General features: G+C 42.4%; 12 protein-coding genes. 6 read left to right on the top strand and 6 right to left on the bottom strand.

Features of this window, described 5'->3' with window-relative positions; genetic code table 11:
- Positions 1 to 12: 12 nt before the first annotated feature.
- The gene (rpmH, locus tag AC19MX_RS17365) at positions 13 to 150 is read right to left on the bottom strand and encodes a 50S ribosomal protein L34 (protein ID WP_006083827.1); all 138 of its coding nucleotides are present in this window, start codon (positions 148 to 150) and stop codon (positions 13 to 15) included.
- Positions 151 to 595: 445 nt separating this feature from the next.
- Between rpmH and dnaA the strand changes: the two genes are divergently transcribed.
- The 5 genes from dnaA to AC19MX_RS17390 all read left to right on the top strand — a co-directional run bounded on the left by dnaA (position 596) and on the right by AC19MX_RS17390 (position 7,878).
- Positions 596 to 1,981: a chromosomal replication initiator protein DnaA gene (gene dnaA / locus AC19MX_RS17370; protein ID WP_432403323.1), complete on the top strand. Its 1,386-nt coding sequence runs from the start codon at positions 596 to 598 to the stop codon at positions 1,979 to 1,981.
- An 18-nt stretch (positions 1,982 to 1,999) separates the two neighbouring features.
- Positions 2,000 to 3,100 carry a DNA polymerase III subunit beta gene (gene dnaN, locus AC19MX_RS17375; protein WP_432403321.1) on the top strand — a complete coding sequence of 367 codons (1,101 nt, stop codon included), beginning with the start codon at positions 2,000 to 2,002 and terminating at the stop codon, positions 3,098 to 3,100.
- An 87-nt stretch (positions 3,101 to 3,187) separates the two neighbouring features.
- Positions 3,188 to 4,270 carry a DNA replication/repair protein RecF gene (gene recF, locus AC19MX_RS17380; RefSeq protein WP_432403319.1) on the top strand — a complete coding sequence of 361 codons (1,083 nt, stop codon included), beginning with the start codon at positions 3,188 to 3,190 and terminating at the stop codon, positions 4,268 to 4,270.
- Between the two features lie 15 nt (positions 4,271 to 4,285).
- On the top strand, positions 4,286 to 6,703 hold the full coding sequence (gene gyrB, locus AC19MX_RS17385) for a DNA topoisomerase (ATP-hydrolyzing) subunit B (RefSeq protein WP_432403316.1): 2,418 nt from the start codon (positions 4,286 to 4,288) through the stop codon (positions 6,701 to 6,703).
- 122 nt (positions 6,704 to 6,825) lie between these two features.
- Positions 6,826 to 7,878 carry an HDOD domain-containing protein gene (locus AC19MX_RS17390; RefSeq protein WP_498299290.1) on the top strand — a complete coding sequence of 351 codons (1,053 nt, stop codon included), beginning with the start codon at positions 6,826 to 6,828 and terminating at the stop codon, positions 7,876 to 7,878.
- A 128-nt stretch (positions 7,879 to 8,006) separates the two neighbouring features.
- Here AC19MX_RS17390 and glyS read toward each other — a convergent pair whose 3' ends face one another.
- A complete protein-coding gene (gene glyS / locus AC19MX_RS17395) occupies positions 8,007 to 10,091 on the bottom strand; it encodes a glycine--tRNA ligase subunit beta (RefSeq protein ID WP_498299291.1) in 2,085 nt (694 codons plus the stop codon).
- 9 nt (positions 10,092 to 10,100) lie between these two features.
- Positions 10,101 to 11,006 (bottom strand): glycine--tRNA ligase subunit alpha, encoded by a 906-nt coding sequence (gene glyQ, locus AC19MX_RS17400; RefSeq protein ID WP_432403310.1) that lies wholly within the window; start codon positions 11,004 to 11,006, stop codon positions 10,101 to 10,103.
- A gap of 112 nt (positions 11,007 to 11,118) precedes the next feature.
- Between glyQ and AC19MX_RS17405 the strand changes: the two genes are divergently transcribed.
- The gene (locus AC19MX_RS17405) at positions 11,119 to 11,682 is read left to right on the top strand and encodes a DNA-3-methyladenine glycosylase I (protein ID WP_498299292.1); all 564 of its coding nucleotides are present in this window, start codon (positions 11,119 to 11,121) and stop codon (positions 11,680 to 11,682) included.
- Between the two features lie 88 nt (positions 11,683 to 11,770).
- On the opposite strand, the gene AC19MX_RS17410 is transcribed toward AC19MX_RS17405, so the two are convergent.
- The 3 genes from AC19MX_RS17410 to tusA form a co-directional block, all read right to left on the bottom strand.
- The gene (locus tag AC19MX_RS17410) at positions 11,771 to 14,956 is read right to left on the bottom strand and encodes an amidohydrolase family protein (protein WP_498299293.1); all 3,186 of its coding nucleotides are present in this window, start codon (positions 14,954 to 14,956) and stop codon (positions 11,771 to 11,773) included.
- 277 nt (positions 14,957 to 15,233) lie between these two features.
- Positions 15,234 to 15,677, bottom strand: a complete 444-nt coding sequence (locus AC19MX_RS17415) for an MOSC domain-containing protein (protein ID WP_498299294.1) — start codon at positions 15,675 to 15,677, stop codon at positions 15,234 to 15,236.
- A gap of 3 nt (positions 15,678 to 15,680) precedes the next feature.
- The gene (gene tusA / locus AC19MX_RS17420; protein ID WP_498299295.1) at positions 15,681 to 15,926 is read right to left on the bottom strand and encodes a sulfurtransferase TusA; all 246 of its coding nucleotides are present in this window, start codon (positions 15,924 to 15,926) and stop codon (positions 15,681 to 15,683) included.
- Between the last annotated feature and the right edge of the window lie 190 nt (positions 15,927 to 16,116).

Genomic DNA, 16,116 nt, shown 5'->3' on the forward strand with positions numbered 1-16,116 from the left:
CTAGTTATCTACTTACGCAGATAAACGAGCGCGACCCTTCGCACGACGACGTGCAAGCACCTTACGGCCGCCTACAGTGGCCATACGAGCGCGGAAGCCGTGAGAACGCTTGCGCTTCAGGTTGCTAGGTTGAAAAGTACGTTTACTCATGATGGCAATCCGTCTTTGTTAGTGAATTTACCTTAGCTCCAAAATTAGAGGTAAGGGCAAAAAAGAGGCCGAATTGTAATCACTTTAATTACTATCGTCAATAACGAAAGTGGTTATATGATGAATTTCTGCCAATCTTTCTTTGAAGCTGAAAGTAAAAAAGCACCAGAAGATGTGGATAAGTCTGTGTACAGACACTATATCTTGTGGATCTTTACTCGTTTCAGTAGATCAAAGTTAGCGTATTATAGATCAATGTGGATCGGTTAATAAAGCTGGATTTGCATGATATTTGCAATTAATGGATCGATTTTGATCTTTGATGATCCCAGATATCCACACCGAATGATCCCGCTGGGGATAAATCTGTTTTTAAGGATAGCGATCATTGTGATCTCACTATAGAATACACCTCCTTTGACTAAAGATATTTGGGGATAAATAAGTGGCGGTTTCACTTTGGCAACAATGTATCGGCAGACTGCAAGACGAGTTATCAGCGCAGCAGTTCAGTATGTGGATCCGTCCGTTACAAGCTGAAATGGATGGTGATACTCTGGTTTTGTATGCGCCAAATCGTTTCGTACTGGATTGGGTACGCGATAAATACATTAATATCATTAATCAATTCTTCACCGAGCAAATGGGCAGTGATGCACCTAAGTTGCGTTTTGATATTGGTAGCCGTCCGTCTGCACGTCCTGTTGTCCGCGCTCCAGTAGCCGCTAAGCCTGTTAGCAGCCAAACCAGAGCTCAAGTTGGCACTACGTCATTTAATACCCAAGCAGAACCCATTATTAATGCCAACCACCGCAGTAATATTAACCCTACTTATCAGTTTGATAACTTCGTTGAAGGTAAATCAAACCAATTAGGCAAAGCGGCCGCATTACAAGTCTCTGAAAACCCCGGTGGTGCGTATAACCCATTATTTTTATATGGCGGCACCGGTTTAGGTAAAACACATTTATTACACGCAGTCGGTAATGGGATCATTAAAAATAATCCTAATGCTAAAGTGGTGTACATGCATTCTGAGCGTTTTGTACAGGACATGGTTAAAGCCTTACAAAATAACGCCATCGAAGAATTTAAACGTTATTACCGCAGTGTCGATGCCCTGTTTATTGACGATATTCAATTCTTTGCTAACAAAGATCGTTCTCAAGAAGAGTTTTTCCATACCTTTAACGCATTATTAGAAGGTAACCACCAAATTATTTTAACGTCTGACCGTTATCCAAAAGAGATCGACGGGGTAGAAGATCGCTTAAAGTCTCGCTTTGGTTGGGGGTTAACGGTTGCCATCGAACCACCTGAATTAGAAACCCGCGTAGCGATTTTAATGCGTAAAGCACAAGAGAGCGGTATTAACCTGCCTGATGAAGTGGCCTTCTTTATTGCTAAGCGTTTACGTTCAAACGTACGCGAGCTTGAAGGTGCGTTAAACCGCGTTATTGCTAACGCCAACTTCACCGGTCGTCCAATCACCATTGATTTTGTACGTGAAGCGTTACGCGATCTCTTGGCACTGCAAGAAAAATTAGTCACTATAGACAATATTCAGAAGACAGTTGCTGAATACTACAAAATTAAAATGGCAGATATGCTGTCTAAACGTCGTTCACGCAGTGTGGCAAGACCACGACAAGTGGCGATGGCGCTATCTAAAGAACTCACTAACCAAAGTTTGCCAGAAATTGGCGATGCATTTGGTGGTCGTGACCATACGACGGTATTGCATGCTTGTCGTAAAATTGCGCAACTGCGTGAAGAGAGTCATGACATTAAAGAAGATTACGCTAACTTGATTAGAACTCTGTCTTCTTAATTCAGGGAATGTAGAACGATGAAATTTTCAATTGATAGGGACGCCCTATTAAAGCCGCTGCAACTAGTGTGTGGCGCGGTAGAACGAAGACATAACCTGCCTATTTTAGCTAATTTATTAGTTGAAGTTAGTGAAGACTCACTTAAGCTAACTGGTACGGATTTAGAGGTTGAATTGGTAGGCCAAGCTGCTATCCATGGTGATATTAGTATTGGCCGAACCACTGTGCCAGCTAAAAAGTTACTCGACATTGTTAAGTCATTACCAGAACAAAGCGAATTAAAAGTAGAGCAACAAGATAACAAATGGTTGTTGCGCTCAGGTCGTAGCCGTTTTTCATTGGCAACACTTCCAGCTGAAGATTATCCTAACGTTGAAGCTTTCCAAGCGGATATTGAATTTAGCTTAAAGCAGGGCGTGTTAAAGTCGATTATTGACTCCACCCAGTTTTCAATGGCTAACCAAGATGTGCGTTATTACCTCAACGGTTTATTGTTTGAAACCGAAGGCAATGTATTACGCGCTATTGCTACCGACGGTCACCGTTTAGCACTAAGTCATCGAACCTTAGAGACCACCTTACCTGAAAAACAAGTGATTGTGCCGCGTAAAGGTGTGGTTGAAATGGCGCGCTTACTTGATAGCGACGACCAAGATATTACTATTGCGATAGGTGATAATGCGATTCGTGCAATTACTCATTCAGCAGTATTCACCAGTAAATTGGTCGATGGTCGTTTTCCTGATTATCGCCGTGTGCTGCCTAAAGGTGGCAACAAAATCGTTATTGCGAGTCGAAATCAGCTAAAACAAGCATTAACCCGCGCTTCTATTTTATCTAACGAGAAGTTTCGTGGTGTGCGTATTCAGCTTGAGCCCGGTTTATTAAAGATAACAGCGAATAATCCTGAGCAAGAAGAAGCCGAAGAAATCATTGATGTAGATTATGATTCTGACAAACTAGAAATAGGCTTCAATGTCAGTTATCTGCTTGATGTGCTCAATAACTTAGCCAGTGATGATGTGCGTATAACACTCATTGACGGAAATTCGAGTGCATTAATTGAGAACCACAAAGAAGAAGATTCTATGTACGTGGTGATGCCAATGCGTCTGTAATACGTTATTGTTACTGACGATATGAAAGGTGCTGCAAAGCACCTTCTTTGTCTCTACTGTTTTATTTAGTTATCACAATAGGTGTTCATGAGTTTATCGCGCATTACCATTGGCTCGTTTCGTAATATTACCGCAGCAACGCTTAACCCAAGTGATGGGTTAAACTTGATTTACGGTCAAAACGGCAGCGGTAAAACCAGTATTTTAGAGGCGATATACTTTTTAGGCATGGGACGCTCGTTCCGCAGCCATCTATCACAGCGGGTTATCAATAATGATGACGATAAATTAACCCTGTTCGCCAATTTAGTACAAGATGACAACGACTGTAAAATAGGGCTTAGGCGTCACCGTAGTGGTGATATTGAAGTTAAAATTAACGGCGAAAAAGTCAAACGCTTATCGACATTAGCTGAAACCCTGCCAATTCAAGTTATCACTCCTGAAAGTTTTTCTTTGTTGTTTGAAGGGCCAAAAGCTCGCAGGCAATTTATTGATTGGGGAGCCTTTCATTCTGACCCGCATTTTTACCAAGCCTGGGTGAATGTTCGTAAGGTATTAAAGCAGCGCAATCAGTTGCTTAGAAATCAAGCACCCTATAGCCAAATACAATTTTGGGATAAAGAGCTGGTGCGGTATGCTGAACAAGTTACCGACATACGAAATCGATATGTAGACTCGTTAAATGAGCTACTAAAGGGTATAATAAGAGGGTTTTTACCTCAGGTTGATATTAAGGTTTCTTTTACCCGAGGATGGGACAGTAAAACGGATTTTGCGCAATTACTTGAAAACCAATATTCGCGAGATGTAGCGGCAGGTAACACGGGTAGTGGCCCTCATAAAGCAGACTTACGTTTGCGTGTGGGAAACTTACCAGTGCAGGATGCGCTATCCCGTGGACAATTAAAATTATTAGTCTGTGCACTGCGTATTGCACAGGGAAAGTTGCTCAAACAACAACTAGATAAAAACAGTATTTATTTAGTCGACGATTTACCGTCAGAGTTGGATGCACAGCATAGGCAGCTATTGCTACAGCAGTTAACCGAAACCGGTGCGCAAATTTTTGTCACCGCAATTGATCCGCTAGCAATAGTCGATTCGTTATCTAGCCCTCCCAACAGGATGTTTCATGTGGAGCATGGGCAAGTAACGGTTATTGAATAACAACGAGAGAGAAATATGTCAGAGAATAGTTACGATTCTTCGAGTATCAAGGTATTAAAAGGCCTTGATGCAGTCCGTAAGAGACCTGGTATGTACATTGGTGATACTGATGACGGCACTGGTCTTCATCACATGGTATTCGAAGTGGTCGATAACTCTATCGATGAAGCTTTAGCCGGCCATTGTAGCGATATCACCATTACTATTCACTCAGACGGTTCTGTCTCTGTAAAAGATGACGGTCGTGGTATTCCTGTTTCTATCCATGAGGAAGAGGGTGTATCTGCAGCCGAAGTTATCATGACGGTATTGCATGCAGGCGGTAAGTTTGATGATAACTCTTACAAAGTGTCTGGTGGTCTTCACGGTGTGGGGGTGTCAGTTGTTAACGCATTATCGCAAAAATTACAGTTAACTATTCGTCGTGCCGGTAAAGTCTATGAGCAGTTTTATACTCATGGTGTGCCAGATGCGCCGATTAAAGAAATTGGTGATGCAGTTAAAACCGGTACTGAACTTCGTTTCTGGCCAAGTAGTGACACATTTACCGATGTTGAATTCCATTTCGAAATTTTAGCAAAACGTGTTCGTGAATTATCTTTCTTAAACTCAGGTGTGGGTATCCGCCTAGTTGATGAGCGTGATAACAAAGACGAATTCTTTAAATATGAAGGTGGTATCAGTGCCTTTGTAAATTATTTAAACCGCAATAAAACACCTATTAACAAAGACGTATTCCACTTTTCACAAGAGCGTGAAGATGGCATTACTGTCGAAGTTGCTATGCAGTGGAACGACGGTTACCAAGAAAGCATTTTCTGTTTTACTAACAACATCCCACAGCGCGATGGTGGTACTCACTTAGCCGGCTTCCGTGGTGCGTTAACACGTAACTTAAATAACTACATGGAACGTGAAGGGTTTAACAAAAAAGGTAAAACCAGTGCTACTGGTGATGATGCTCGTGAAGGCTTAACCGCGGTTATCTCTGTTAAAGTGCCAGACCCTAAGTTTAGTTCGCAAACTAAAGATAAACTGGTTTCGAGCGAAGTGAAAAGTGCTGTAGAACAAACAATGGGTGAGCAGTTAAATGACTACCTATTAGAAAACCCAGCAGATGCTAAGCTGATTGTAGGCAAAATTGTTGATGCAGCCCGTGCTCGTGAAGCTGCACGTAAAGCACGTGAAATGACCCGTCGTAAAGGCGCATTAGATTTAGGTGGTTTGCCAGGTAAGCTAGCCGATTGCCAAGAGAAAGACCCAGGTCTTTCTGAAATATACATAGTGGAAGGTGACTCTGCTGGCGGATCAGCCAAGCAGGGGCGTAACCGTAAAAACCAAGCGATTCTTCCGCTTAAAGGTAAAATCTTAAACGTAGAAAAAGCACGTTTTGACAAGATGTTATCTTCACAAGAAGTGGCAACGCTAATTACTGCATTAGGTTGTGGTATTGGCCGTGACGAATACAACCCAGATAAAACCCGTTATCACAACATTGTTATCATGACCGATGCTGACGTCGACGGCTCGCACATTCGTACATTGCTGTTGACCTTCTTCTTCCGTCAAATGCCTGAGCTTATCGAGCGTGGTTATGTGTATATCGCACAGCCACCACTGTATAAAGTGAAAAAAGGCAAACAAGAACAATATTTAAAAGATGAGTTAGCGTTAACGGAATACCTAACCACACAAGCGTTAGACGGAACACATGTTTACCCAAGCCAAGGTGCATTGGGCATGAGTGGTGAACCGTTAGAGCGTTTGGTTAGCCAGTATCGTGAAGTTGAGAAAATCATTAAGCGTTTAGAAAAACGTTTCCCGATGAACCTAACCGATCGCATGTTGTATCATCCAGAAGTCACGTTAGAGATGCTCAGTGACGAAGCGAAAATGACAACCTGGTGCAAAACCTTTATCGATGATTTAGTTGAGCGTGAAAGCAGCGGTATTATTTTCTCTGCTAATGTCATCCTTGATCCTGAACGTAAAGTCTATATTCCAAGTGTGACAATCCGTAAGCATGGTATTGATACCAATTTCTTATTTGGTTACGACTTCTTTACCTCTACAGATTATCAGCGTATTGCCAAGCTTGGCGCTGCACTAGACGGTATGATTGAAGAAGGTGGTTATGTACAACGTGGTGAACGTGTCAAAGAAGTTGAAAGCTTCCTAGATGCGTTAGATTGGACCATGAGCGAAGCAAAACGTGGGTTATATATTCAACGTTATAAAGGATTGGGTGAAATGAACCCTGAGCAGTTGTGGGAAACTACAATGGATCCTGAGTCTCGTCGTATGTTACGCGTTACCATTGATGATGCAGTTGCGGCTGACCAGTTATTTACGTGTTTAATGGGTGACCAAGTTGAGCCTCGTCGTGAGTTTATTGAAACTAACGCATTAAACGTGGCTAACTTAGACGTGTAGCACGTATTATTAAAATAAATGGGTGCCTTATGGCGCCCATTTTTGTTTTTATTGCTATGATTAATTAAATCAACTGTGGTAAATATAATTATCATCAACTCATTTTTATAAGGCTCTTTATTGTGGTAACAAGTTTTTTTAAGAAGCTGTTTAATATCCGTGACCGCAATGAACAAGTAAAATTTACTGGCCGCACAGAGGTCGAGAAACGCCAGCAATCTCCAAAGCCAGCCGTAAAGCCGACTATTGAAGTGAGCCCTAAACTCGCGGTTGAGTCGCAATTAGATTTATCAGCCTTGTTTTACAGTTTTTTGTTTGCCAGTGCCCAAACGAGCACAACGGGTATCGCTAATAATTTAGAACGCAATGTGATGCAAAAAATTGAGCAGGCATTAAGTTCGCCACAAGACATTGCAGATAATGTGTTGAAGCTACCGAGTAAAATACTCGAATTAGACAGAAAACTGGCCGATGATAATATCGATACCCAAGAGTTAATTCAGCTAATTGAGCAAGACCCACTATTGTGTATTGAAGTGCTTAAACTGTGTAATTCACCAGTGTTTAAACGGGCTGAACATGACGTCACCAGTATTCAACAAGCGCTAGTTCAAGTGGGCAGACAACAACTGAGACAGTTTATTACCAGTTGTTTAGCGCGTGAAATGATTGATATTAAACCAATATATTTCAGACGTTTTGGTGCGGAAATTTGGCGCCATTCAATGCAGGTGGCATTTTTAGCCAGCGAATTAGCTACCCCTGAACAACGCGAACGCGCCTTTTTAGTTGCGTTACTCCATGATGTGGGAAAAATTGCGATTTTTAAAATGTTGGTCGATGCATTTTACCAGGCTGAACCCGGTGAACAGCCTAGTTCAATGCTGTTTAAACAGGTGATGACCAGCAAATCGTTAACACTCAGTGCATTGTTAGCGCGTTATTGGCAGTTACCACAACACTTTGAAGCACCGTTAACGTTGTTGGCGAATACCAATATTAAACCCGATGATGAAATGACGTTACTCATCTGGAAAGCAAATATCATTAGTGAGTGTTCTATGCTGCAGCAAGTCGATAAATTACCGCAATCAGCATTGGCAGTATTATTAGCGCAAGTGGACATGAGCGAACAAGAATTTGCGGCGCTACATCAAAAACTGATTGAGTTTTAAATCTGATTTTAAATTTGTGCTTTGAACATTGAAAGTTATCAATGTGGTGAGGGTTACGTTTTACTCTTAATATTAAAAATGAATAAAAAAAGCGCCTTTCGGCGCTTTTTTATTGCTGCAATATCACATTATTGTAGAAGTGAAATATCCGCTACATGTAAAAACTGCTCACGAAGATTGGTTAATAACGCTAAACGGTTATTTTTTAATGCTTCATCGTCAGCCATTACCATCACATCTTCAAAGAACTGATCCACGCTTTCACGTAAATCGGCTAGTAATGTTAATGCTTGCTGGTAATCAGCATTGGCAAACAGTGGTGCTAACTGCGGTTGTAACTGCGCGAGTTTATCGGCTAATGCTTTTTCAGCGGTTTCTGCTAATAGCGCTTGGTTGATGTTTGCAGGCAGTTCACCTTCAACTTTGGCCAAGATGTTAGAAACACGCTTATTGGCAGCAGCAAGCGCCGTTGAGGCCTCTAAACCACGGAAGTGTGATACGGCTTTAACGCGACTGTCAAAATCAGCAGGACGCGTAGGGCGACGAGCTAATACTGCTAAAATCACATCAACTTGAATGCCTTTATCTTGGTACCAACTACGGAAGCGTGCCATTAAAAATTCAAGTACGTCTTCAGCTGTATTGGCATTGCTAACGTTATCAGCATGTAACGCTTGGGCTTTAGCAATCAGGTCTACTAAGTCTAGCGGCAAATTGTTTTCAACAATAATGCGTAAAATACCGATAGCAGCACGGCGAAGTGCAAATGGATCTGCAGCCCCTTTAGGTGCCTGGCCAATGCCAAAAATACCCACTAAGGTGTCTAGCTTTTCTGCTAACGCAACAGCACAAGACACGCTTGCTGTTGGTACCGTATCACCTGAGAATTTAGGTTTGTATTGTTCTTCAAGTGCAATAGCAACCGCTTCGGTTTCACCATCAAGGCGAGCATAATGCATCCCCATGGTGCCTTGGGTGTCAGTAAACTCCATCACCATGTTGGTCATTAAGTCTGTTTTAGACAATAGACCGGCACGGCTGGCATCAGCACTGTTTGTGCTAACACCCTGGGCGTCAAGCTTGGTAGCAATAAACCCAGCTAGTGTTGAAATTCGCTCAACACGTGCTTTAAGAGTACCAAGCTGCTTTTGAAACACCACGGTTTCAAGGCTGGCTAAACGTGATTCTAGCGTGTGCTTTTTATCAGTATTAAAGAAGAATTCAGCATCGGCTAGGCGAGGGCGAACCACTTTCTCATTACCTGAAATAATTTGCTGCGGGTCTTTAGATTCGATGTTAGTGACGAAAATAAAGTTAGGTAGCAAGTTACCGGTTTTATCAAATACTGGGAAGTATTTCTGGTCGCCTTTCATTGTATACACAAGGGCTTCAGACGGCACCGCTAAAAACTTTTCTTCAAAGCTAGCTGTTAATACTATTGGCCATTCAACCAATGAAGCCACTTCTTCAAGTAAGTCTTCTTGGATATCTGCAACACCACCAATCTTGGCCGCTGCTGCTTCAGAGTCTCCTTTGATTAAGGTTTTACGTAGCTGATAATCAGCCAGCACTTTACCTTGTTCTTTTAGCGCAGTTAAATAGTTGTCTGCATGGTCTAGCTCAAATGTTGCTTTACCCATAAAACGGTGGCCGCGAATAACTCGGTCTGATTTAATACCCAATAATTCACCCGCAACTAATTCGCTGCCCAATAACATGGTCACAGTGTGAACAGGGCGAATAAATTGCGTTTTATTGCTGCCCCAACGCATTGGCTTTGGGATCGGTAATTTATCAAGCGCACGTTGTGCCATATCTGTAATTAGGCTTTTAGTCTCAACACCCACCACTTTAGCTTGATGAACTAACCATTCACCTTTGTCGGTGACTAAGCGTTCAGCCTGGTCAACAGTAATACCGTTACCACGTGCCCAACCTTGAGCTGCTTTGGTTGGATTGCCATCAGCATCAAATGCTGAACTGACTGCTGGGCCGCGTTTTTCAACGACTTTATCTGCTTGAGCAAGGGCAAGGCCTACAACGTTGATGGCCAAACGACGAGGCGCAGCATACCAAAGGGCAGAGTCAAAGGGGATATCTGCTTTGGTGAGTTCATCGGTAAAGTTCGCTAAAAAAGATTCTGCTAGAGTGCGTAATGACTTTGGCGGTAACTCTTCTGTTCCCACTTCAATAAGTAAGTTTTCAAATTTCATTGGTGACCTCTACTTACACATTGGGAAGCCAAGCGCTTCGCGTGCTTGATAATAAGATTCTGCAACACCTTTAGCCATGGTGCGAACGCGTAAGATGTAACGCTGGCGTTCAGTAACTGAAATGGCATGGCGAGCATCAAGTAAGTTAAAAGCATGAGAGGCTTTCATTACTTGCTCGTAAGCAGGCAGTGGTAGAGGTTTTTCTAGCGATAATAAGTGCAGGCACATTTTTTCGCATTGATCGAATAGGGTAAACATAAAGTCGACATCGGCATGTTCGAAGTTATATGTTGATTGTTCAACTTCGTTTTGATGAAAAATGTCACCGTAGGTTACACGACCACGTGGTCCGTCGGTCCAAACAAGATCGTACACACTGTCGACTTCTTGAATGTACATGGCTAAACGCTCAAGGCCATAAGTGATCTCACCCGTTACGGGGCTACATTCAATACCGCCCACTTGCTGGAAATACGTAAACTGAGTCACTTCCATGCCGTTAAGCCACACTTCCCAGCCTAAACCCCAAGCGCCCAGTGTAGGTGATTCCCAGTTGTCTTCAACAAAACGAATATCATGCACTTGAGTATCAATACCTAGGGCTTCTAGTGAGCCGAGGTAAAGCTCTTGAATATTGTCTGGTGATGGCTTTAATACCACTTGGAATTGGTAATAATGTTGTAAGCGGTTTGGGTTTTCACCATAGCGTCCATCAGTAGGACGGCGAGACGGCTGCACATATGCGCTACTCATTGGCTCTGGGCCTAATGAGCGTAAGAACGTCTGCGGGTGGAAAGTACCAGCACCAACTTCCATATCGAGTGGTTGGACAATTGCGCAACCTTGCTGCGCCCAATATTCCTGCAAGGTTAGGATGAACCCTTGAAATGTCTTTACGTCGTGTTTCGTCGTCATGTCTACTACTGTCAGGCTATTAATAGAAAATGTTAATGATTATACCTTGTAGAGCAAGGCAGATGTAGGTTATTTTTTAACGTATTCATAAATACGTTAATGGAACCATACTATGCAAGTTAACCGATGTGGCTGGGTAAGTGAAGACCCTTTATATCAACATTATCACGATACGGTTTGGGGCCGACCTGAATATGATGCTAAACACCTTTTTGAAAAACTTTGTTTAGATGGTCAGCAAGCTGGTTTGTCTTGGATTACTATTTTAAAAAAGCAACAAAACTATCAGCAACTCTTTGCTGGTTTTGAGCCAAGTCTGATTGTTGAGTTTGACCAAGATAAAGTTGAGGCTCTAATGCTAGAGCCCGGCATTGTGCGTAATCGATTAAAAATAAATTCGATCATCAAAAATGCCAAAGCGTATATGGCCTTTGTAGAGCAGGGTAATGATTTTTCATCTTTTTTATGGAGCTTTGTTGGCGGCGTACCTAGGGTTAACCAGTTTGAGTCATTAAGCCAAGTTCCAGCCCAAACCGCAGAATCTGAAGCGATGTCTAAAGCACTTAAAAAACTTGGCTTTAACTTTGTTGGTCCGACTATTTGTTATGCGTTTATGCAGGCCGTTGGAATGGTGAACGACCATACGACAGATTGTCATTGTTACGGTCAGTTTTAAATCTTTTCGATACTGATTCCGATAATAAAAAAGGGTGTTCCACGTGGAACACCCTGTTTACTTGATTCACTTTATTAGAGTGAGATAGTTAGATTTTTTCAAAGAAAAACGCTTTACGCTTTTGCTTATCACCATTTAATTCGTTCATGGTTTCTGAGTTGAACAACTTACCGTTTACCATGGTGTAGGTAACTTTATCTGTGCTACGGATATCCGTTAATGGGTCGCCATCAATGACAATTAAGTCGGCTAATTTACCTGGCTTAATTGATCCTAACTGATGATCAATGCCAAAGGTAGTTGCAGGGTTAATCGTCGCCGTTTTGAGTACATCCATATTACTCATGCCGCCTTGTGCGAACATCCACATTTCCCAATGAGCCGCTAAACCTTCGCGCTGACCATGGGCGCCAATATTAACTTTAACACCTAAATCATTCAGTTCATTGGCCACTCTGGCAACATTGAAGTGGTTATAGTGCTCGTCTGGCGCGGTGGTTCTGCGCATCGAGCGAGCGTCTAAAATTTCATGCGGGACATACATACTTAAGCGTGGGTGAGCCCAGACATCCGTTTTGTCGTACCAGTAATGTTCACCTGATATGCCACCATAAGAAACAACAAGTGTTGGTGTGTAGTTAACTTTTGTTTGGCTCCAGAACTGTTTAATGTCACTGTAAATAGACGCCACAGGTAATGAATGTTCTAAGGTGGTGTGTCCGTCAGCGGCCATTGATAAGTTATGTTGTAATAAACTGCCGCCCTCCGGAACCACCATCATTTCAAGCTCACGCGCCGCGGCAATAATTTGCTGACGCTGATCTCGACGAGGTTGGTTATAGCTTTTGACACTGAACGCACCCACTTTTTTAAGACGCTCTAGGTGAAACTTTGCATCATCTAATGAATCTACGTGAGAGGTATAACCTGGTAGGTTTGCGCCGTATAAAATGGTACCCGTAGAAAATATACGTGGGCCAACAATTTTACCGGCTTTTTGTTGCTCAGATGCAGCAAAAATTTCGGTGGTATCATTTGATGGGTCGTGAATAGAGGTAACCCCAAGTGACAAGCCTGAATATAATGCCCAGTTTTGCTGCGGAATAATTTCATCATCAGCTTGTCCACCATGCGCATGGGCATCAAATAACCCCGGCATAATAGTTTTACCGCTGATGTCGATAACTTGTGCGCCCTCTGGGATCGCTAATGTCGCATCGCCAACCTGGCTAATTTTATTGTCTTTTACAATGACAACACCATTATCGATGACTTGATCATTCTCCATGGTAATCACTTTGCCACCGACAAATACAACTGTTCCACGTGGAACATCTGCTTTATCTTTGAAGCCAATGGCAGTGACTTTCGGTTCTACTTTTTTGTCTGATTTAGTGTATTGAGTGTCGACATCGGCTTGATAAAGCTCTGGGCCCAATGTCCAATACAGTTGGTTGTTTTTACCATTCCAGCTAATACTTTCACCTGCACGGGCACTTAGTTGGCTAACCGGTAAGTTAGCGGCTTTAGGTCCGATGGCAATGGTTTCACCATGTTTAGCGAACGGGGTAACATATACTCTAAAGCGTTCTGCAAAGGCTAAGTGTTCACCATCTGGCGATAAACGAAACTCTGTTGCGTGGTCGCTGGTGTAATGGGTACGTTTTTCAAAGCCATTCATACCGATTGAAGCAAACTCTGGAGTTTTACCAAAATCCATAAAATACACTCGGTCCGAGTCTGCACCAAATTGTGGTTGATGACCGCTCGCTGTCAGCTTGGTATTTTGTTTACCTTTGATATCCACTTTATATAAACCGGGTTCTTGCGACCAGGTGCGTGGTGTCATATAACCGCCACGAGCTTTACGATAAACAATATAGTCGCCATTTGGTGATAAGGTTGGCTCAACGTATTTACCCGGTTCACTGGTTAATACTTTGGCTTTGCCGCCACGTGCACTCACCACACTCACCGTGCCTTGTTGTTGATCATTCCAGGTAGTAAATACAATATCTTTGCCGTCGCGCGACCACTGCGGAAATAGCTCGTTAATATCATTGTCTAAACGAGTAAGGCGTTGATGTTTACCGCCGTTAATATCACGTATCCAAATCTTACCTAATGCTTCAAATACGACTTTTTCGCCGTTAGGTGATACTTGGGCCATACGTAGCATTTTGACATCAAATTCATCTTGATCTAGGTTTTGCGTGAAACGAACCGCCGGCTGGATGTCACGTTGATCTTTAATGCTAAATGGAATGTCACTGACTTTTTTACTGTCTACGTCGAGTTTATTAATTTTGCCTTGGGCCCAAAATACTATGTGCTTGTTGTCTTTGGTCCATGACATTGTTGGGTAAACACCATGAATAGCCCAGGTTTCTTGCATATCGCGGTCAAGCTTGTCGTACAGTTTAGTTTCTTCACCTGACTTTAAATCAAGTGAGTAAAGCGTTGATTGGAATCCATCGCGTTTAATATACGCTAATGTTTTGCCATCTGGGCTTGGAGTTGGGCGGATTGCGCCACCGGTACCTTCAATTAATACTTCGATATCGCCAGTTTGAGTGTCATAACGCTTAATTTTATAAATGCCTTTTACTGAGTCTTTAGAGTAGTGAAAGGTTTTTCCTGGCGTGGCGTCCTGGCTAAAATAAATATAGCGACCATCTGGTGAGTAGGCTGGTTCACCTAAATCTTTTTGCTCGTTTGGGCGTTCGGTTAATTTAACGCCTTCACCGCCAGCAACGTGGTACATCCATACTTCACCCGCGCCTAAACTGCGAGTACCAGTATAATGTTTACGAGCTACAAGGTATTGTGAGTCAGGGCTCCATGCTGGGCTGTTGAGTAATCGAAACGTTTCTTTGGTGACAGGATGTGGATTTGCGCCGTCTGCATCCATAATCCAGATATTATCTCCGCCATCTTCATCAGTGGTAAAGGCAATGTGTTTGCCATCTGGACTGTAAACAGGTTGCATTTGCCAAGCAATACCTTGAGCAAGAGGCTTAGCTTCACCACCCGAAATCGGCATTTGATAAATATCGCCTAGCAGATCAAATACAATATTTTTGCCGTCTGGTGACACATTGACGTTCATCCATGTCCCTTCGGTGACATTGATGTCAATTTTTTCTAGTGGGGCATTTTCGGGTGCGTTCACTTGCCATTTAGTTGTGTCATCTTCAGTGGCAAAGCTTGCTGTGCTCATGCCAAGCGAGAGAGCAATAGCTGTATAAAGTGGTGTTAGTTTATGAGTAAACATAGAGTCGATTATCCGTTTCATTTTTATTTTCGTGGAGTTAATCAAGCTAAGTATCCTAGTCAATGAGCATTGTTGCGATGCTCGTTAGGGTAAGCTTTACTGCGTTTGTAGTGTGAATGATACCTTTATCGCATAAATTCTTGATAAGGTGTACAACAAATCTGTTTCAATTAATGACAAATGTTAATATGCATACCTGTGAGTCATTTACAGGTATGAAATCAGTGAAGTGTAATTGGGAAGGCTTAAATGAAAATGAGTTAAGGCTTTTATTGGTTTAAGCAACAGTGACTAGGTCATCGGGTTGTATTAATCCCGCTTGAATGACTCGGCAAGTTACACCGCCACGCCAATCAGGTCTTAATGCCTGTTCTAAACCTGGGTGAGCGATTTCCATTTTTTTACACGGGTCAGTTTCACCGGTGATGAGTAATTGAAGATCGCGGCCAATCGAAATCACTTTACCGACATCTGCTGCACTAAACTGATAGCCACTGATTAATAAGTTAGCTCTGCGAGTGAGCCAATCAAGATCTGCATCAATTTGTTGGCAGGCTATTTGCCATTTTTGTTGGGACATAACGGTAACTTGGCGTTTTCCTGGGCGGCCAAAAATATCATTTTCAACACCACGTTCTAAAGTCACATTGGCACAAAAGGCGGGTTTCATTATGCCGCGCTTTGCAGTTTTATAGGCGATAGCTTCCAATGTGATGGTCATGTATTACAGTCCTTTTTTGAGTAGATACTGATAGGGTGTTTTACTGGTGTCACTGGCGAGTAACGTGTGGTCCATAAATTCACAAAAACTTGGAATATCTCTTGTCGTTGCTGGGTCATCAGCGATGACAAGTAAGGTCTCACCGTCAGTCATTTTACGAACTGTTTTGCGGATCATCATTACCGGTTCTGGGCAACGAAGGCCAAGGGCATCGAGTTGATGTTGTGCTTGAGCATATATATCAGTCATTGAATAAAATCTATTTTTACCAGTCTAGTTATCATCAATTTTACTCTTGTCAGTAATGCTTGCCAAGTTTGAGTTTAGCTAACCTATCCCGAATTTTCGTTTTTTCCTTTATTTTTAATTTTCATAGAATATGTTTCACGTGGAACATTAGCCAAAGCAGAAAAATTTAAAAATAAAAAAAACGAGCCAA

The sequence above is a fragment of the Shewanella sp. MF05956 genome, from assembly GCF_059758055.1.

Coding starts and splice junctions, on each gene's coding strand:
- rpmH (WP_006083827.1), bottom strand. CDS start 150: ATGAGTAAACGTACTTTTCAACCTAGCAACCTGAAGCGCAAGCGTTCT.
- dnaN (WP_432403321.1), top strand. CDS start 2,000: ATGAAATTTTCAATTGATAGGGACGCCCTATTAAAGCCGCTGCAACTA.
- recF (WP_432403319.1), top strand. CDS start 3,188: ATGAGTTTATCGCGCATTACCATTGGCTCGTTTCGTAATATTACCGCA.
- gyrB (WP_432403316.1), top strand. CDS start 4,286: ATGTCAGAGAATAGTTACGATTCTTCGAGTATCAAGGTATTAAAAGGC.
- glyS (WP_498299291.1), bottom strand. CDS start 10,091: ATGAAATTTGAAAACTTACTTATTGAAGTGGGAACAGAAGAGTTACCG.
- glyQ (WP_432403310.1), bottom strand. CDS start 11,006: ATGACGACGAAACACGACGTAAAGACATTTCAAGGGTTCATCCTAACC.
- AC19MX_RS17405 (WP_498299292.1), top strand. CDS start 11,119: ATGCAAGTTAACCGATGTGGCTGGGTAAGTGAAGACCCTTTATATCAA.
- AC19MX_RS17410 (WP_498299293.1), bottom strand. CDS start 14,956: ATGTTTACTCATAAACTAACACCACTTTATACAGCTATTGCTCTCTCG.
- AC19MX_RS17415 (WP_498299294.1), bottom strand. CDS start 15,677: ATGACCATCACATTGGAAGCTATCGCCTATAAAACTGCAAAGCGCGGC.
- tusA (WP_498299295.1), bottom strand. CDS start 15,926: ATGACTGATATATATGCTCAAGCACAACATCAACTCGATGCCCTTGGC.